The organism is Spirosoma validum (genome assembly GCF_014699035.1).
Taxonomy (GTDB): domain Bacteria; phylum Bacteroidota; class Bacteroidia; order Cytophagales; family Spirosomataceae; genus Spirosoma; species Spirosoma validum.
This window is the reverse complement of the sequence record NZ_JACXAA010000001.1, coordinates 835,888-855,390: the sequence shown is the minus strand read 5'-3', so window position 1 is coordinate 855,390 and position 19,503 is coordinate 835,888. Positions and strand designations below refer to the sequence as shown.

Genomic DNA, 19,503 nt, shown 5'->3' with positions numbered 1-19,503 from the left:
ATGGCCTTTTCATTCCAACCCATTTATACGATCAACTTTACTTTTGCTATATACCCTTTGTTTTCAACTGAAGCTCACTGCTCAGAGTAACGGGCCTGTTCGATACGTTAAGTCCGTGGCTACGGGCGATGGGGATGGCAGTAGTTGGGGCAATGCCTCTTCGGATTTGCAGGCCATGATCAATGCCGAGGGTACAAAGCAAGTCTGGGTAGCAGCGGGTACTTATAAACCGACCAGCACCACGGCTCGGGATATTAGTTTTGCCATGAAAGACGGGGTCGCTATTTATGGCGGCTTTGTCGGCAACGAGTCTCTGTTGAGTCAACGCCCAGCGATTGGCGCCAACCCCTCCAGTAGTACACTCAGCGGGGACATCGGCCAGGCTGGCGACAAAACCGACAACAGCTATCATATCCTTGTCAACCCGGAAGGACTGACAGCGACGGCTATCCTGGATGGCTTTGTCATTACCAATGCCTACAGAGTTGATGAAGGACAGGAAGCAAGAGGAGGTGGGCTCTATAACATGAATAGTAGCCCTACACTCAGGAACTGCGTCTTCACCGGTAACTTTGCCCTATATCGGGGTGGAGCCATCTACAATGTGGCTTCCTATACGAATACCAGTAGTCCAACACTGAGTAACTGCTCATTCCAAAATAATCTGTCCATATTTGGCGGGGCAATCTACAACGAAAGCTACGTAGGTGGTATTTGCAATCCCGCTCTAACCAACTGCTCGTTTCAGAGTAACACGGCAACAACCGGCGGAGCGATCTTTAACGATGCTTACGAACAAAGTACGACCAACCCGATGTTTACCAATTGCACCTTCCGGAATAACTTTGCCTATGACGATGGGGGAGCGATGTATAACTCGGGTTATTTTGCGGTTTGCACCCCAACTATCATCAACTGTGTGGCGTTTGGTAACGGGGAGACAAAGACGTTTTCTGGCTTTAATAATGGCTTCCTAACGGCACATTACTGCCTCATCGATCAGTCCGCTTTTTATTACGCTGGGACGAATAATCTGACAATTTTTACCTTTCCATTCCTTTCGGACAATGACTCAAAGCTGAAACTATCTTCCCCCGGTATCAACTCCGGTAGCAATCAACTCTACAGTAATGCAGCTGGCCCCCCCACTGATTTATCCGGTAATGTGCGGATTCAGAATGGCACCATTGATCGGGGGGCTTATGAAACCGCTCTTCCACCAGATCTGACGGCCATCCTCTACGTCCGACCTTCCACTGTTAACGGCAGTCAACTCACCACCCTGGTAGTCGATGTGGTCGAACTGAACTTGGTTACTACGAGCGGAAGCTTCAGCGTCAGAGTTTCTAAGGACTCAAAAGCCAGCCTAAGTTTTGACCCTGGCTTAACCCAGGTTGATGGCCGCTCGGTGCAAAACGGTATCTGGAGCCTCGATAATTCAAACCCGAATTATTACATCCTGACGACTTCGCAGCCCATACTGGCCGGCAATAAGCTGTCATTTGGCTTGACAGGCAGTTTGAACCCAGGGGCCTCTTCAGGCATAATAACGGTTAGTGCGACGGTGCTGCCTTCGACGGTTGTGGAATTCAGACTAAACAACAACATTGATACCGATAAGATTGAGTATTTTCAGCAGTGAGGGCAGTCTTCTTCATCTGAGTCTTTTAAGCAAGGTTAATTTTTGACTGACGTACAGTAAGCTCAACTGACTCACTACCACCGGACATGTTGAGCTTACTGTTTATTGACAAAACAACTGTCAAACCTCATTTCCAGACTGATCTGGTTTCCACGTCCGCCGGGGCATAATTGATATACTGCACAAATCGCGGCTCGTTGGCCATGTTGGGACTACTACCGTGAGGCAGCGCCTGCTGCCAGATAATAAAATCTCCGGCACTGGCTGAGAGGGGGATCGCGCCTAATCCCTGTAAATCCTGAGTTCTGGGATTAGCGCCGGCTGGAAGACTTGCCAACCAATCGCCGATGCGATGCTGGAAACCCGGCACCAGGGTAAAGGCTCCTTGGTTAGCGGCTGTATCCGAGAGATACAGGAGCCCCTGCAAGCCATACGGGATGGGTAGATCCAGGCTAACGTCCCAATGAAGATGAGGACCTGGAAAATGCCAGTCGACTGTTTGAGGAGGATTGAAGCCCACCCGGTCACTGGTCACCCACAAATCAGTACGTTTCCAAAGCTGCTCATAGGCCAAACGAATGCGGCTGGACTCCCGGTTGCTGGTTAGACGCGGGTGCTGAAACAACTGGACCATGATGCCCTGCCAGGCCGGGTTAGGGCGGTACCAGGTGTGGGGGTTGTAGCGCTCGATGTCTAGAAACTCGCAGATGAGCTGGATTGTCTCCTCGCAGTGGGCCCGAGAGACGGCATTGCGAACAATCACATACCCCTGCGCATCCCAGTGAGCCAGATCATCCGCCGAGAGGATAGGACCAGCGTCCTGAGTCACCGGCGAAGACCTGCCCAGAATCAATTCATTGAAGCTGCTGAGTTTATTGGCAGTCGGTCCACCAGTTGTCGTCAGGATCCAATCCTCGAACTCAGCGAAACTGGGGTTGGTGGCGTAAAGGTACCGAATGGTTTGTTCAAGGCCCAGGCCCAGGGCGCTCAGCAGAGTTACATCCAGATTCCATTCAGCTTCGATCAAATCGCTGGCGAGCTGACCCTGGCGGTTAGCCATGGCTTTCGCCCAGTAGCGTTTCAAATGCAGAATGCCTAATCGGCTGGTTTGGGTTGAGTCGGCGAGCGGCTCGAGTGGCGTTATCATGGTTTTAGGGGTCAAGAGGAATAGGGTATCAAAGTAAGGGAATTTGTCGAGGAGAGCCAATGTCTGCAGCTGCAAGCGGGAATGTTTATCGATTAGAATGGATAACTTGCTCACCTTCTCGACTCACGATGAACGCCAGTACGCACGATGATTCCCCGCGGATGGCCAAGTTGTTGAAGCTACTGGCTCCCCCCGATTCGGCTGCGGACTATATTGTTGCTAAGTCAGCAGGATTTCATGGATCACCTATCCATCGACCAGGCGTTATTACCGAGGTATTTGATCAAGATGCGCGACAAAGGACTCATCAACAGCGTTTACCGGGATAATTATATCTACTACTCACCAGCTGATCCTGCTTTGGGCCAGGCAGTTCAGTCACTATTGGGCAAATGAGAAGTCGTATCCATGTAGGATATACTGGAAAATGCAGGACTAAAAACATCTTTTCATTCTTCAGCCGAGCCTTATAACCAAGTCCGGTGGTTGGATGGAGAAAGAGGGAGTATACAGCTAGACTCTCTCTTCTGGCTTCGTAAGTCACCGATCTAACCCGTGCAGGCTTAATACGAATTGGCAATCACTTCATCACATACGGGCAATAATACCCCTTCGCCTACCCAATATCGTCATTCACCTACCACCAGCGGTTATTCGCATACATCCCCCAGCAAAGAAGCGTTTGCCTGGTTTATTTTGCCTGGACACCATCGGCTTACGTCCCCCTTTAACCAGCAGAAGCATAGTTCCCTGTCTTCCATGCCTACCTGCAACCCACTTTACCCAACTACTACGTTCTATGGCTAAGCTCTATTCATTCTCCCGTTTTTTACGACTTATACCTTTTTGGCTGTTGCTAGGGGCCAGTGGCTATCTGCAGGCCCAGACGATCCGCTATGTCAAGCCCACGGCCACGGGTACGGGCGCAGGCAGCTCCTGGGCCAATGCCTCTGCTGACTTGCAAGCCATGATTAGAGCCTCCCTATCCGGTGATCAGGTCTGGGTAGCCGCCGGTACCTACACACCAGGTACCGATCCCAATGCAAGTTTTGGGCTGAAGGATAGGGTAGGTATCTACGGAGGCTTTGTGGGCACGGAAACTACCCTGGGTCAGCGTCCCGGCTTCGATCCGCAAGGCGGGCAAGCCTCCATTCTATCGGGCGAACTTGGTAACCCACGCAACGATTATGATAACTCGTTGCGTGTCGTTACGGCTCAGAATATGGGTAATTCGGCTGTACTTGACGGCTTTGTGATTGCGAGCGGATACGGTTCGTCAGGGGGCGGCATGTACAATGATCACGCCAGCCCAACCATTACGAACTGTAGCTTTCAAAATAATAAAGCATTGTATGGCGGGGGCATCTACAATACTGCCAGTAGTCCCAGGTTGAACAACTGCCACTTTCTGAGTAACCAGGCGTTTGTTAATTCGGGGGGCACTGGCGGGGGCATTTACAATACGAATCTGAGCAACCCGCTGCTGACTAACTGTAGTTTCTATAACAACTGGGCCAATGTGGGTGGGGCGATGTGCCAAGACAACCGGAGCAGCTCGACGCTGGTCAACTGCAGCTTTCTAGGCAACAGCTTCGTTGGCGGGGCCATCTTCAACATGGCTAACAGCAACGCTATTTTGGCCAACTGCGTGCTGTTTAACAATGGGGGTGACGCTACGTTTTATAATCAGTCCGGTGGGGCGGTAGCCTTGAGTTACTGCCTGCTGGAGCCAGAGATAACTAATTTTACCAACGCGGGCAATAACCGGACCACCACCACTTCGCCTTTTGTGAGTAGGAGCAACCCCCGGCTTAGCGCTACCTCGCCGGCTATTGACGCGGGCAACAGCGGCTTTAATACCACTCCCACCGATCTGGCCGGCAACCCTCGGCTGGTGGGAACCAGCATCGATCTGGGTGCCTACGAATACCAGGGACCCTTGCGGATTACGGGTCAGTTTCAGTCGGTGACTACCGTTTGTGGAGCCAACCAGCCCGCCAGCTTCAGTGTTAGTCTCAACCAATCCGACGCGTTCACCGCCACCCTCTACCGGGATCAGACGTCCTTGGCCCAGCTCACGACCAGCCAAGCGGTCATTCGCTTTAACCAGGCTGCCCTACAAAGCGGTTCGTATCAGATTGTGGTCATCACGGACGCAACCAGCGTGACGACCACGCTGGCGGCCATTACCGTCAATCCTTTGCCTGTTTCGTATACGGTCTCCGGCGGGGGCGCTCTATGCCCCACCAGTACCGGGGTGGGGGTGACACTATCAGGCTCGCAGCCGGGTGTTACCTACCAGTTGCGCCGGGATGGTTCGCCTGTGGCCAGCCCGGTAGCAGGCACTGGTAGTGGGCTTGTCTTTGCCAATCAGACGACTACCGGCCAATATACCGTGCTGGCCACGAGTGTTAGCACCGGCTGCCAACAGTTGATGAGCGGTTCGGCCACGGTGCGAGCCGCGAATAGTCCCTTGCTAAGTATGACCCATACCAACGTGGGTCAGCTAGGGGCCAGTACCGGCACGGCTTCGGTGACCGTCAGTGGGGGTACGCCCACTTACACCTACGACTGGACACCAGGTAGTCCGACCGGCGATGGTACTAGTTCAATCAGCAGTCTGAGCGCGGGCACCTATTCGGTCAAGGTCACCGATGCTAACAGCTGTACGGCTACCAGCATAGCTACCGTGGGTACCGATCCTGATCTGACGGTGCTGCTCTACGCCCGGCCTGGACTGCTGTACGGTAATTCCCCAATGAGCGTAGTAGTGGATGTGGTGGAGAATAACGGGGTCAGCAGCAGTGGACTTATTACGGTTAAGGTGACCAAAGATGCCAAGCTGACGTTGAGTCTGGATAAGAGTCTAACTAGTGTCAACAGTCGGAGCGTACAGAACGGAAGCTGGAGTTTGAGTAGCGATGCGAACTATTATATTCTAACCACTACTCAACCGGTTGCGGCTGGCGATAAGCTCAGCTTTGGCTTGACGGGGCAGCTTAGTGCGGGCAGCACTACGGGTATGATCAATTGTAGTGCGACAGTGGTGGGTGGTGGGGAGAGCCGCGCCAACAACAACATCGATGCGGACAAGGTGGAGTATTTTCAGCAGTAAGAGGCAGGCGCAATTGGCTAGCTTTCTGCTTAGTTAAACCCTACAAAGCTGTCCGACGGTTGAGCCCGTGGCAGCACAGTAATAAGAGAGCCCCGGCAAACAGTCGGGGCTTTTTCATACCTTGTAAGCTTTGTTTTAATAAGCCCCATAGCCATGAAATCAATTCTATTGTTAGTCCTTTCGTTTCTTCTTTGTGTCACCCTCAGCTATGCCCAGGTGGGTATAGGCATCACTACGCCTAGAGCCTTTTTCAACGTGCTCTACGGCAAAACTGTCCTGTTTGGGTACGATACCACGGGTACCCTTAGTTCGCAAAACATATTCTATCCCAAGCTCATCTGGTATGGTAGCAAGGGCGCTTTTCGAGCGGGAGGAGTCTCGGGAGGGAGTGAAACGTTTGCCTCCTGGGATAAAAATAATGTAGGTGCGTATTCGTTTGCCAGCGGACTTGATACCCGTGCTCGTGGCGACTATACAACCAGTATGGGTCGTACGAGTACCGCCAATGGCAATAACTCAACAGCCATCGGCAATGGCGCACAAGCTGATGGAGAAAACTCAACGGCCGTTGGCAATGGGGCCTGGGCGATGGGTAATTATTCTACAGCGCTGGGTGATGCCACCCAAGCTAGCGGAGAAGAAGCTACGGCTATGGGACTTCTTACTGTTGCCAGTGGGAATTGCGCCCTGGCAGCGGGCAATTCTACTCACGCTGGGGGCACTAATGCAACTGCTTTCGGGCATGGAACTAGGGCCGATGGATATGCCTCCACAGCAATGGGTAGTGCCTCCTCTGCTGAAGGTGCTTATTCAACAGCGATGGGTTCTAATAGCCAGGCCAGCGGAGATATTTCTACAGCAATGGGGTATCTGACGACCGCCAGTGGGCGAGCCTCCACAGCCATGGGCGATGAGACTCGGGCTATTGGCGATTACACCACAGCCATGGGTTCGTTCGTGTCGACTGACGGCAAGGTAGGTTCATTTGCTATGGGTGATCACGACCCCTCGCACTCGTACCGTAGTTCCGCCAATAACCAGATGATGATGCGCTTCTCGGGTGGGTACATTTTATATAGTTCTGGCGCTACCAGCCAGACGGCGGCCATCGGTCTACAGATTGCGCCAGGCGGTAACGCCTGGACGACTATTTCAGACTCAACCCGTAAGGAGAACTTCCGATCAGTCGATGGGGCTGGCTTTCTACAAAAGATAGCTAGTATGCGCTTAGGCTCTTGGAACTACAAAGGTCAGGACGCCAAACAATACCGTCATTATGGCCCCATGGCTCAGGATTTTTTTACCGCTTTTGGTCATGACGCACTGGGTACCATTGGCGAAGACAAGTCAATAAATCAGGCGGATTTCGACGGGGTAAACCTGATTGCGATTCAGGCATTGATCAAAGAGGTACAGCAACTAAAAGCCGATAATCAGCAGCTTCGGGCGGAGTTAAAAGCCTCGCGTCAAGGTGGGCAATCGACGCAGGAGTTGGCGAAAAAAGTAGCCAGATTGGAAGCCCTATTGAGTACTCAGTTAGATACGACATCTGCTAGTCTTAAACCGTAGTTGAAACGTGTAGGAAGTGTAGGTTATGCAGATTCCAAAACAACCTTTTATTTTCTTGTGCTGATTGCCTAACTACTGCTTCTGCAGAGAAATCCCTTTTTTATCGATGCGGAGTATGATAAGTCGACTTCGTCGGGCAAAAAAACACCTTTTTATCTGGTTTATCTACAGGGCTTACGGGGGTGGGCTGTGAACAAGTGGAAAATAAGGGGCATAGGGCCTTTTCTAATAGGGGGCAGGCAAGTAGCCCTTTTTATAGACCATTGCGGAGTAACATGAATACAATACGTAACAACTCTGCACTTTTTGCCGGTTTTGTATGGTAGTCGAGTACTCGTTTTTAGATTACGAATTACTGTAAACTACTACTAATCACAGGTAGTTATAGCTCACTAAACAGATACTAAAATGCTTTTCAATCAATCTAAACATTACGTGACATAGAAGCCACGTTTCAAATGCAACCCTTTGAAATAGCCGAATACTTTATTGGTTCGTATAACGTAATTCGAAGGGCATGTCGAATTACGGACATCTCCATTTTTTACAACTCTGGAAAGCCAATTCGTTTGCCATTTACCACTACTTCGCTTCCTTGCTTAGTCCGAGTCAACCGCTGGTAGGCATCTTTCCGGGCTTCTACGTCAGCCGTATCAAACCGTTTGTAGGTTGTCCAGTCCACAAAGGCCGTACTGTCCCGATCATCGCTGGAATAAAGGTGACCACGGTCAAAGCCAGTGTTGGTGTAGTCTGCGTGCCTGGCTACATACAAGCCAGAAGACAATAGGGTTTCCGGAATAAAATTACCTGCGTACCGCGTGGCTGATCCTTTCCAGGCTGCGCTAAGGTGCCAGCTATACCAGTTGGCAATACCCGTTGGGTTGTTGAAAGAAAGCGAATGCGTTGAGCGCGTGATGAGGTAAGCATTTGGATTGTTATCACTTGTCCTGGCTCCATCGGGATTACCAAGGACTAAGTTATCGTCTCTGGTTGGTGTGGTGTTGTTTTATACATCAACCGACGGCTGCTTACATTCATACAGGGTAAGCAACAATGCTAGGAAGGCAAAGCGAATGAAAGGTTGCTTACAAAAACTACCTATTTGGCTGTAATTGCTGCACGAATGAGCCATAATAGAATAGAATCAGTTGGGCAGTTTGTCTCGGTGCTGGTCTTGTGCCTATTGTATTTATAAGTTGATCGGAATTGATATCGCTGCGAAGCTTAATGTTCCTCTGATGAAAATAATGAAGAGTATCGGCGAAGATGGGCTGTTTATTATTCCATTCTTATTCACCAGTTATTTCGACAACTTGAGCCTACAGCTTTTGAGCATCAGTAGTTACCAAATCGCCAATTAAGACGTTTGCGACCATGTGCCATAGGCTAGGGCCGCCAACATTTGAGTTCCTTAAGTTTTTGTAATTGCTCCTGATAACATCACCAACCTCTTTTTTCGATTGCTAATGGCTTAAAGGTCCAACGTTACCCCAACCAATAGCTATACGGTTTTCATCAATGAACTGCTTAGTGATTTCTTTCTTTAAAGCTTTTTCGTGAAAAAGATATTAAACGTCAGATATTCATAGTTTCAAAGATGTGAAGGTCTTTCCGTACACACCCAAAAATAAAAAAACCCTAAGTATTTGTATATCAAATACTTAGGGTTTTTAAGGTAGCCCGACCAGGATTCGAACCTAGACAAACAGAACCAAAATCTGTTGTACTACCCTTATACTATCGGGCTGTTTTGCAATTGCGAGTGCAAAGATAACGGCTCCGTAGTGTTAAAAGCAAATATCGTATTAAAAAAAAGAATTTTTTGCTTCTCTAAATAGCTTTCTGGTTGATTCCCAACGTACTATTTATATGTCATATACTCGAAACGGGGGTAGCCGGGCTAATTTTCTTTACAAGACCCTGTAGTACTTTGCCCGGCCCGCACTCAAAAAAATCGGTTGCGCCGTCAGCTACCATTTTCTCAACCGATTGGGTCCAGCGTACCGGTGAGGTCAACTGAGCAATTAAGTTAGCTTTAATCTGTGCAGGGTCGGTCACGGCCTGAGCGTTTACGTTCTGGTATACCGGGCACCGGGGGGCATTAAATGGCATACGCTCAACAGCTTCGGCAAATTCAGTACGGGCTGGTTCCATAAAAGGCGAGTGAAAGGCACCACTAACCGCCAACGGCACAACGCGCTTGGCACCCGCTGCTTTCAGGCGCTCTTCTGCCAGTTGAATACCAGCGGCACTTCCCGAGATAACAACCTGGCCCGGACAATTGTAATTAGCCGGCACGACAATTTCTTCCGTAATATCAGCGCATACTTTTTCGATTACCTCGTCGGCCAGGCCCAACACCGCTGCCATGGTCGATGGTGCCAGTTCACAGGCCCGCTGCATGGCCGTTGCCCGTACAGAAGCCAATCGCAGACCATCGGCAAAGGAAAGTACCCCAGCTGCCGTTAAGGCCGCTAATTCACCCAATGAGTGCCCTGCTACCATGTCGGGAGCAAACGAATTAGTGGTCATCGCCAGCACGACGCCATGCAGAAAAACAGCGGGTTGGGTATAAATGGTTTGCTTAAGGTCGTCATCAGAACCTTCAAACATAATTTTAGTCAGGTCATAACCTAATACGTCATTTGCCTGATCGAATAATTGACGCGCTGACTGAGAGTTCTGATAAAGATCCTGACCCATACCCCGAAATTGGGAGCCTTGGCCAGGAAATAGGTATGCTTTCATCGTAGGTATCGATTCGTGAGTGAAATAACAACCAGCTGCAAAATAGCTGGATAATTAGGATTGTTCAAAAAGGAAATTGTTCTACTAATTGTAAAAATCTTACAGTCAGTCATTTAAGGAAGCTTTCGAGCTGTAATCAACTCAGAAATTAGTACGACCATAACTTCTTTTTAAAAATCCATTATTAAGTAAACTATCAACTTTAACATACGGTTAGTACAGTAACCGATTTACTCAATTTATATCGACTGTAAATAAGTTATAAACTAGCTGATAACAGCGCTTAATCTTGTTTCCATCGGGTTTGTGCTTTAGCTTTGATGCGCCATTCAAACCGGCTTTTTTTCAATCGTTTACCACTAAATTTCGTGTCGTTCATCCTATGGCTTGGGTAACACAAACCTTGTCCAGCTCCCTCGGTCGAAAAGTTATCATGTCGCTGACGGGACTATTTTTATGTTCATTTCTGATTATTCACGCAGCTGGGAATCTCCAGCTATTTAAAGGTGACGGTGGACGGGCATTCAACGAGTATACGTACTTCATGACGCATAATCCGCTGATTATGACCGTATCGTACCTGTTGTACACGTCTATTCTGGTCCATGCCCTGATGGCGTTCATTCTGACGCGCCATAACCAGGCATCGCGGCCAGTGAAGTATGCGTATAGCAAACCTGAAGCGAACAGCGAATGGTCCTCGCGTAACATGGGGATTCTGGGTACTGTACTCCTGCTTTTCATTATTATTCACATGCGCACTTTCTGGTTCGAAATGCACTTCGGATCAGTGCCCATGGCTGAATATGATGGAAAAGAGTACAAAGACTTATACCGCGTTGTACAAGCTGCATTTGGAGAACTGTGGTACGTTACGTTGTATGTCATCTGCATGGTTGCTGTTGGCTATCACCTATGGCATGGCTTTCAGAGTGGTTTCCAGACGCTGGGAATCCGGCACAAAAAGTATACGCCCCTTATTGAATTTCTGGGCAAATACTTCTTTGCCATCATTATTCCGGCAGCCTTTGCGGCCATGCCAATCTATGTGTATTTACAGGTTCACCATATTATTTAATGAGTGAATTGTGAATAAGTAAATAGCTGACGCATCGTTTTTATGCACTCACCGAAACGTCGGACCGTTACTCATTCACTTACTCACAATTGGACACATGAAACTGGAATCTAAAATCCCCGAAGGTCCTTTAGCCGAGAAATGGGCACGGCATAAATTTGCGCTGAAACTGGTTAACCCAGCCAATAAGCGCAAGTACGATATTATTGTAGTCGGTACTGGTCTGGCTGGGGCATCGGCAGCAGCTTCGCTCGCAGAGTTGGGCTATAACGTAAAGGCTTTCTGTTATCAGGATAGCCCGCGTCGGGCGCACTCGATTGCCGCCCAGGGTGGTATCAATGCAGCTAAAAACTATCAGAATGACGGGGACAGTGTATTCCGTCTATTCTATGACACCATCAAAGGTGGTGACTACCGCGCTCGTGAAGGTAATGTATACCGTCTGGCCGAAGTAAGTGTTAACATCATCGATCAATGCGTAGCGCAGGGTGTTCCATTCGCGCGTGAATATGGCGGTACGTTGGCTAACCGCTCGTTTGGGGGTGCACAGGTATCACGTACCTTCTACGCTCGTGGTCAAACAGGGCAGCAGCTGTTGCTGGGTGCTTACTCAGCGCTAAGCCGTCAGGTTGCTAACGGTAAAGTGAAGCTCTATACCCGTACGGAAATGCTAGACCTCGTTGTTGAGGACGGAAAAGCGCGGGGTATTGTTGTTCGTAACCTGATTACAGGTAAAATCGAATCGCATTCGGGTCATGCCGTATTGCTCTGCACAGGTGGCTATGGTAACGTTTTCTACCTCTCAACCAATGCGATGGGATGTAACGTAACAGCCGCCTGGCGTGCTCACAAAAAAGGAGCATTATTCGGGAATCCATGCTTTACGCAAATTCACCCGACTTGTATTCCTGTATCAGGTCATTACCAATCGAAGCTGACACTTATGTCAGAGTCGCTACGTAACGACGGTCGGGTGTGGGTGCCGAAAACGAAAGAAGACGCTGAAAAAATTCGGAAAGGCCAGATAAAGCCAAGCGACTTGGGTGAAGAAGCGCGTGACTACTTCCTCGAACGTCGGTATCCATCGTTTGGTAACCTTGTACCCCGCGACGTAGCGTCACGTAACGCCAAGAACATGTGTGATGAGGGACGGGGCGTTGCGAAGACTGGGCTGGCTGTTTATCTGGATTTCGCTGATGCCATCAAGCGCGATGGGCTCAAAACCATTGAGGCCAAATACGGTAACCTCTTCGAGATGTACGAAAAAATCACCGGTGAGAATCCCTATGAAACGCCGATGATGATCTACCCCGCCGTTCACTACACAATGGGCGGTCTGTGGGTCGATTACAACCTAATGACTTCGATTCCGGGTTTGTATGCGCTTGGTGAAGCCAATTTCTCCGATCACGGTGCGAACCGGCTAGGTGCTTCGGCGTTAATGCAGGGGCTCGCTGATGGGTATTTCGTTATCCCGTATACAGTTGGTGATTACCTGGCAACGATTGGTCCTGCGGACAAACTTCCGGTCGATGCACCTGCCTTCAAAGAAGCTGAACAGAAAATTCAGGCGCAAGTCAATAAATTCCTGTCAATTCAAGGCGAACGTCCTGTTGACGATTTACACAAGGAACTTGGCCATATCATGTGGGAGTACTGTGGTATGTCGCGCTCTGCAGACGGCCTGAAAATTGCTAAACAGAAAATTCAGGCGCTGAAAAAAGAATTCTGGACAAATAGTAAAGTGTTAGGCGATGCCGGCGAAATGAACCAGGGTCTGGAGCAGGCCGGACGCGTAGCCGACTTCATAGAATTAGGCGAGTTGATGGTAGATGATGCGTTAAACCGGAACGAATCCTGTGGCGGTCACTTCCGCGAGGAATACCAAACCCCTGATGGTGAGGCTCTTCGTGATGATGCGAACTATACGTACGTAGCTGCCTGGGAATACCAGGGTGAAGACAAACCGGAACTCCTCAACAAGGAACCACTGGAATTCGAGAACGTGAAACTGACACAGCGGAGTTATAAATAAAGTTATTGGAGCCTATAGTTGTAAAGTTAAGTAGTGGCACATTGACCATAAATTTTACAACTCTACAGCTTTATAACCTTACAACTTTTGTAAGATGAAAATTACACTGAAAGTCTGGAGACAGAAAAATAGTAATACGCCAGGTAAGCTGGTAGAATATCAATTAGATAACGTATCGGAAGATATGTCGTTCCTGGAAATGTTCGACGTATTGAACGATTCGCTGACCCGGAAAGGAGAAGAGCCTGTCGCGTTCGACCACGACTGCCGCGAAGGGATCTGCGGTACGTGTTCGATGTATATCAATGGTCGGGCACACGGGCCGCAAACGGGGGCAACAACGTGCCAATTACACATGCGTTCGTTCAACGACGGCGATACGATTGTGGTTGAACCCTGGCGAGCACGCGCGTTCCCGATTATCAAAGATTTAATAGTAGACCGTTTGGCCTTTGATCGAATTATTCAGGCAGGTGGCTACGTATCGGTTAATACTGGGTCAGCGGTTGATGCTAATGAGATTCTGATTCCGCGTACGATTGCTGATGAAGCCATGGACGCAGCGGCCTGTATCGGTTGTGGTGCTTGTGTTGCCGCTTGTAAGAATGCTTCAGCTATGCTATTCGTATCGGCTAAAGTTTCCCAACTGGCCATTTTGCCGCAGGGTAAATCGGAGCACAAAGAGCGGGCCGAACGCATGGTAGCGCAAATGGATTCTGAAGGGTTTGGGGCCTGTTCCTTTACCGGTGCCTGCTCTGTTGAGTGTCCTAAATCAATTTCACTCGATCACATTGCTCGTCTGAACCGTGAATACTTAGGGGCTAAACTGAGCTCTGATAACATCCAGGGATAAGGTAACGTAACTAATGAAAGCCCGGTCAGAAATGGTCGGGCTTTTTTCGTTTGACGAATATAAAATACTGATATTGAACTATTTTGTTTTGCTTAATTGGTACTCATATACTTGTAAAATTTAAAATCTCATGAAAAGAATTGCCGTTTTTTGTGGCTCTAGTCCCGGTAATGATCCTGCGTTTATGGAATTAGCTTATCAACTTGGCCAGCAGTTAGCTACGGGTCATATTGGACTAGTCTATGGAGGGGCTAAAGTAGGGTTAATGGGCGCTGTCGCTGATGGAGCGCTATCTCTGCAAGGAGAGGTAGTCGGTGTATTGCCTACATTCCTTCAAACGAAAGAAATTGCTCACGAAGGCTTGACAGAGCTGATTTTGGTGGAGTCAATGCATCAGCGCAAAACAAAAATGCACGAGCTGTCAGATGGGGTGATTACACTGCCCGGCGGCTACGGTACGTTGGAAGAATATTTTGAAGTCCTGACCTGGGGTCAACTGGGTCTGCATAAAAAACCCATCGCTCTATTGAATATTAATGGCTATTACGACGGGCTATTGACGCTAGCAGATACGATGGTAGCCAATGGTTTGCTTAAACAGGTAAATCGGGATATGATGCTAATCAGCAATACGATCGAAGACTTATTACAACAGATGCATTCGTACACTCCTCCAACTGTGGGTAAATGGCTCACACCTGAAAAAACGTAGTAAAAATGAATCCTGGATGGAAAACCGGTATAAGATCTTACTTGCAGACTTTCAGAGAAAAGTAGTACCCAGCCTTTTCCGGAACCATGTCTTTTATCGGTAAATTTTGTACCCTTAGCCTGCTTGGCTTTACGTTATTTCTTTATACAGGAATGACCATCAAAAAGTCAGCAGATACGCCCCGTGTCCTAATATTTTCAAAAACAAAAGGCTGGAAACATACGTCCATTCCGTTTGGGATTGCAGCCTTCCAAAAGCTGGGTCAGGAGAACGGCTTTCAGGTCGATACAACGAAGAATGCGGCTTTGTTTACCGACGATAATCTGAAAAAGTACGCGGCAGTTATCTTCAACAGCACTACCGGAAACGTACTGAACGGGGAGCAGCAAGCTGCCTTTGAGCGCTACATTCAGGCTGGGGGTGGTTATGTTGGTATCCACGCTGCCGCTGATACTGAGTACGACTGGCCCTGGTACGCCAAACTGATGGGCGCTCATTTCTCCAGCCACCCGCACAATCCGAACGTGCGCAAAGCCACAGTTGACGTAACGGATAAATCGTTCCAAGCTACGAAGATGCTGCCTGACCGCTGGGAACGTATCGACGAATGGTACAACTATCGATCGTTTTACTCGGGCATTAAAGTCCTGGCTGATCTGGACGAAAGCTCGTACGATGGGGGCACGAATGGCGCTAATCACCACATTAGCTGGTACCACGAGTTCGACGGTGGACGGGCTTTTTACACAGGTGGCGGCCATACCGACGAGAGTTTTAGCGAACCGCTTTTTCTGTCGCACATTTTGGAAGGAATTAAGTACGCTATAGGTAACAATAAACCATTGGACTATCGCAAATCTTATTCAAAAGTAACGCCGGAGCAGAACCGGTTCGTAAAAACGGTCCTGGTTAACGACCTGAATGCGCCAATGGAGGTAGCCGTAGCGCCTGACGGACGGGTGTTTTTTACGGAAATGTCAGGCAATTTGTCCGTATATGACACGCATACGAACAAGCATGCGCTGATACACAAATTCCCGGTTACGATCATGGGCGGCACGGGCTTGATTGGCATAACGCTTGATCCGCATTTTTCTCAGAATCAGTACATTTATCTCTACTACGCTCCCGGTGGATTAACCGAAGAGACACTGGGTTTTCAGTTGTCACGTTTTAAAGTAAGCCCCGAGAACGTACTGGACGTAGCATCCGAGAAAATCCTACTGAAAGTGCCGGTTCAGAAAAACAGTGGTTCACATCATGGCGGTTCGCTAGCCTGGGATAAAGATGAGAACCTGTACTTGTCTACCGGCGATGGTTCCAGCCCGTTCCCGTCAGATGGTTATGCGCCAATTGATGAGCGACCTGGAAAAGAATATTACAGCCTGGATGCGCAGCGGTCAGCGGCCAATACCAACGATTTGAAAGGGAAAGTGCTACGTATCCATCCCGAGGCAGACGGAAATTACACCATCCCTGATGGAAATCTGTTTCCGAAAGGAACCGACCCGTCGGACCGCGCTAAAGCGCGTCCCGAAATCTACGTAATGGGGTGCCGAAATCCGTACCGTATCGCGGTTAATCCGAAAACATCGGTTGTGTATTGGGGCGAAATTGGACCCGATGCCGGGAAAGAAAGCGTTCAGGGACCACGGGGTTATGACGAGTTTAACCAGGCGAAGAAGGCCGGTAATTTTGGCTGGCCTTATTTCGTAGGGAATAATTACGCGTATCCGAAATGGGATTTTGCGACTAAAACCGCTGGCCCTAAATTCGATCCGGCTGCACCGGTTAACAGTTCACCGAATAATACGGGCCTGAACCAGTTGCCACCGGCTACACCTGCTATGATCTGGTATCCGTACGCAGCTTCAGATGAATTTCCTGAACTAGGTCTGGGCGGACGTAGCGCAATGGCGGGTGAATTTTACACATTCAACAAAAATGCTACGTCACCAAACAAATTTCCTGATTACTACGATGGTTCTTTGTTCGTCTTCGACTGGATGCGAAACTGGGTTATGGCGTTACGTTTCGACGAAAAGGAGAATTACGTGCGTAGTGAGCCGTTCATGGCCGGAAATGGTGATTTCCGGCGACCGATTGATCTGGCGTTTGGACCAGATGGCGTTATGTACATGCTCGAATACGGTTCCGTTTATGGCGCTGATAATGAAGACGCTCGTCTGGTGAAAATTGAATACAATACGGGTAATCGAGCTCCCATTGTCCAGGCAAGCATTGTGGATTCAGCCGCACAGGCTCAGGTTGATAAATCCGTTTTTTTGACGTCTGAACGTCGGAAACTCCCAATTTTACGCGAAGCAGATGGTCAATCTCCGTTACGTGTTACGTTCGCCAGTCAGGGAACGAAAGACCTTGACGATGACGACCAGATTACGTATCAATGGTTGTTCGATGGAAAAAACGTTGGCGCCACAACGCCCAACGCTACGTATACCTACACAAAACCGGGTACGTACAAAGCTATTCTGAAAGTGACGGATCGGGCCGGTATGATGGGCAGTGATACGTTACTAGTTAAAGTTGGGAATACGAAACCGAACGTAGTGATTACAAGTACTGGAAATAAATCTTTTTTCTGGAAAGACAAGCCATTCACTTACGCTGTCAAAGTTAAGGACAAGGAAGACGTAGCGATTGACCCAAAACGGATTAAAGTTATGTATGCCTATAATCCTCAGCCAAGTACGCTGGAGAATACGTCGACAAAGGTACCGACGCTGTCTGTGATCGAAACCAATTCGCTCGGGAAAACGCTAATGGCGAGCAGCGATTGTAAAGCCTGTCATACTGTCGATAAGGTTTCGGTAGGACCATCATTCATAGCTGTTGCGCAGAAGTACAAGAGTCAGACGGGATCAGTGGAGCAATTGGCAACAAAGATTATCAATGGGGGCGGTGGCAATTGGGGGAAAGAGCACGTAATGAGCGCACATCCGCAACTGAGTTCATCGGATGCTCAGGAGATGGTTCAGTATATTTTCTCACTGACCGATAAACAGCGTGATCTAGTTACGCTGCCTAACCAAAGTAGTCTGTCACTAAAGGACCATCCGAAAAATGATTTACGCGGCCAGTATACAATGGTGGCATCGTATACGGACAAAGGTGGCAAAGTGATTGGGCCGCTTACAGGTACTGATGTCGTTACGTTACGTAACGCCAAAGTTATGGCCGTTTATGCTGATGCCCATGTTGGGTTCGCGCGGTTTAAGGATAATCTCTCCCCGGGTGCTCACAAGTCGTATATATTTCTGAAAAATATCGATTTAACTGGGATTAAACAGTTTACGTACGAATATGGATCAGGCGATCAATCGGGTGAAATAGAAGTGCGCATCGACTCGCAGGCGGGACCAATTATTAGCACAACGGCCTATGGACCAACCGATTCGTTTGATAAACTAAAAACCATAACCGGGAAGGTTGATAAGCCCATTTCAGGTAAACACGACGTTTATTTCTTTGCTATCAAACGAACAAAACCAAATGATCGAATTCTCAAATTAACCAGCATTCAATTTGACGAGTAAAACAGGAATGATCGACAAACCATCGTTTCCATTTGCTAGTCAACTTATTTCTCCATTATCAATGAATAATTTTCAAAGTTCCATCCTTGCCTTAACGGCTGTACTGGCAATAACAACCAATGGATTTGGTCAGTCAAATTCGGCCGGTATCAGCGATTCAGTGTCCGTTGTAGCGCCGGGTGCTACGTTGCAGCAAATCTCGAAGCAGTTTACGTTTACGGAAGGTCCGGCCGTGAACAAAAAGGGGGATATCTACTTCACCGATCAGCCAAACGATAAAATCTGGAAGTACGACACGTATGGCAAGTTGTCGCTCTATATGGATAAAGCGGGCCGTTCGAATGGCTTGTATTTCGACAAGAAAGGCAACCTAATTTCCTGCGCGGATGAAAAAGACGAACTGTGGTCGATTAGTCCAGACAAAAAAGTTACGGTGCTGCTCACCGATTTTAAAGGGCAACGCATGAACGGCCCTAACGATTTGTGGATTGACCCCAAAGGTGGTATTTATATGACAGATCCTTATTACCAGCGCGACTACTGGGAGCGAAAAAAGCCGGATATCGACGGACAGAAAGTGTATTACCTACCAAAAGGAAAGAAAGAAGCGGTAATCGTTGATGACGATTTGAAACAGCCTAACGGTATTGTGGGTACACCCGATGGGAAAACGTTATACGTTGCGGACATTCGGGATAGCAAAACGTATAAATACCAGATCAATCCAGACGGTACGTTAACCAATCGCCAGCTTTTTGTTTCGCAGGGATCGGATGGGATGACACTGGATAGTCAGGGAAATCTCTACATATCGGGCAAGGGCGTGACTGTCTATGACCCAACTGGTAAAAAAATGGGCAATATTCCCGTACCGTCTCGTTGGGTTGGCAACGTTTGCTTCGGCGGAAAAGACCGCACTACGTTATTCATTACCGCTACGGAATCTGTTTACACATTGCCGATGCGGGTGAAGGGAGTGGAATAAAAAGGAGCAAAAAACAGCGTGTATAGTGAAGAACAGATATAAATCCACTCTTCACTATACAC

Annotated in this window: 13 protein-coding genes, 1 tRNA gene and 1 pseudogene; 11 read left to right on the top strand and 4 right to left on the bottom strand. The window is 48.6% G+C overall.

The features are described 5' to 3' along the window. Window positions 1–43 precede the first annotated feature (43 nt). Complete coding sequence (locus tag IC230_RS03430) at window positions 44–1,642, top strand: choice-of-anchor Q domain-containing protein (protein WP_191037552.1); 1,599 nt, start codon at window positions 44–46, stop codon at window positions 1,640–1,642. 127 nt (window positions 1,643–1,769) lie between these two features. On the opposite strand, the gene IC230_RS03425 is transcribed toward IC230_RS03430, so the two are convergent. Beyond that, window positions 1,770–2,789: a phytanoyl-CoA dioxygenase family protein gene (locus tag IC230_RS03425; RefSeq protein ID WP_191037551.1), complete on the bottom strand. Its 1,020-nt coding sequence runs from the start codon at window positions 2,787–2,789 to the stop codon at window positions 1,770–1,772. Window positions 2,790–3,026: 237 nt separating this feature from the next. On the opposite strand from IC230_RS03425, the gene IC230_RS03420 reads away from it, so the two are divergent. The 4 genes from IC230_RS03420 to IC230_RS03405 all read left to right on the top strand — a co-directional run bounded on the left by IC230_RS03420 (window position 3,027) and on the right by IC230_RS03405 (window position 7,473). Continuing rightward, window positions 3,027–3,185: a helix-turn-helix domain-containing protein gene (locus tag IC230_RS03420; RefSeq protein ID WP_191037550.1), complete on the top strand. Its 159-nt coding sequence runs from the start codon at window positions 3,027–3,029 to the stop codon at window positions 3,183–3,185. Between the two features lie 177 nt (window positions 3,186–3,362). Next, window positions 3,363–3,596 carry a hypothetical protein gene (locus tag IC230_RS03415; protein ID WP_191037549.1) on the top strand — a complete coding sequence of 78 codons (234 nt, stop codon included), beginning with the start codon at window positions 3,363–3,365 and terminating at the stop codon, window positions 3,594–3,596. Continuing rightward, window positions 3,589–5,904, top strand: a complete 2,316-nt coding sequence (locus tag IC230_RS03410; protein WP_191037548.1) for a choice-of-anchor Q domain-containing protein — start codon at window positions 3,589–3,591, stop codon at window positions 5,902–5,904. Before IC230_RS03415 ends, IC230_RS03410 begins: the two co-directional genes overlap by 8 nt. Before the next feature lie 153 nt (window positions 5,905–6,057). After that, complete coding sequence (locus IC230_RS03405; protein WP_191037547.1) at window positions 6,058–7,473, top strand: tail fiber domain-containing protein; 1,416 nt, start codon at window positions 6,058–6,060, stop codon at window positions 7,471–7,473. 544 nt (window positions 7,474–8,017) lie between these two features. Here the strand turns inward: IC230_RS03405 and IC230_RS03400 are convergent. The 3 genes and pseudogenes from IC230_RS03400 to fabD form a co-directional block, all read right to left on the bottom strand. Further along, window positions 8,018–8,395: pseudogene (locus IC230_RS03400) on the bottom strand (DNA/RNA non-specific endonuclease); the annotation flags it as partial. Window positions 8,396–9,149: 754 nt separating this feature from the next. After that, a tRNA-Gln gene (locus IC230_RS03395) sits at window positions 9,150–9,220 on the bottom strand. 125 nt (window positions 9,221–9,345) lie between these two features. Next, entirely contained in the window at window positions 9,346–10,221 is an 876-nt protein-coding gene (gene fabD / locus IC230_RS03390) for an ACP S-malonyltransferase (RefSeq protein ID WP_191037546.1), read from the bottom strand. A gap of 382 nt (window positions 10,222–10,603) precedes the next feature. Here fabD and IC230_RS03385 point away from each other — a divergent pair, with 382 nt between their 5' ends. The 6 genes from IC230_RS03385 to IC230_RS03360 all read left to right on the top strand — a co-directional run bounded on the left by IC230_RS03385 (window position 10,604) and on the right by IC230_RS03360 (window position 19,441). Further along, window positions 10,604–11,299, top strand: coding sequence for a succinate dehydrogenase cytochrome b subunit (locus IC230_RS03385; RefSeq protein WP_191037545.1), 696 nt, complete (start codon window positions 10,604–10,606; stop codon window positions 11,297–11,299). A 97-nt stretch (window positions 11,300–11,396) separates the two neighbouring features. Next, the gene (locus IC230_RS03380; RefSeq protein ID WP_191037544.1) at window positions 11,397–13,334 is read left to right on the top strand and encodes a fumarate reductase/succinate dehydrogenase flavoprotein subunit; all 1,938 of its coding nucleotides are present in this window, start codon (window positions 11,397–11,399) and stop codon (window positions 13,332–13,334) included. 94 nt (window positions 13,335–13,428) lie between these two features. Next, window positions 13,429–14,187 carry a succinate dehydrogenase/fumarate reductase iron-sulfur subunit gene (locus tag IC230_RS03375; RefSeq protein WP_191037543.1) on the top strand — a complete coding sequence of 253 codons (759 nt, stop codon included), beginning with the start codon at window positions 13,429–13,431 and terminating at the stop codon, window positions 14,185–14,187. Window positions 14,188–14,317: 130 nt separating this feature from the next. After that, entirely contained in the window at window positions 14,318–14,899 is a 582-nt protein-coding gene (locus tag IC230_RS03370) for an LOG family protein (protein WP_191037542.1), read from the top strand. An 86-nt stretch (window positions 14,900–14,985) separates the two neighbouring features. Continuing rightward, on the top strand, window positions 14,986–18,456 hold the full coding sequence (locus IC230_RS03365; RefSeq protein ID WP_191037541.1) for a ThuA domain-containing protein: 3,471 nt from the start codon (window positions 14,986–14,988) through the stop codon (window positions 18,454–18,456). Window positions 18,457–18,517: 61 nt separating this feature from the next. Then, window positions 18,518–19,441 (top strand): SMP-30/gluconolactonase/LRE family protein, encoded by a 924-nt coding sequence (locus tag IC230_RS03360; protein WP_191037540.1) that lies wholly within the window; start codon window positions 18,518–18,520, stop codon window positions 19,439–19,441. The last annotated feature ends 62 nt before the right edge of the window (window positions 19,442–19,503 follow it).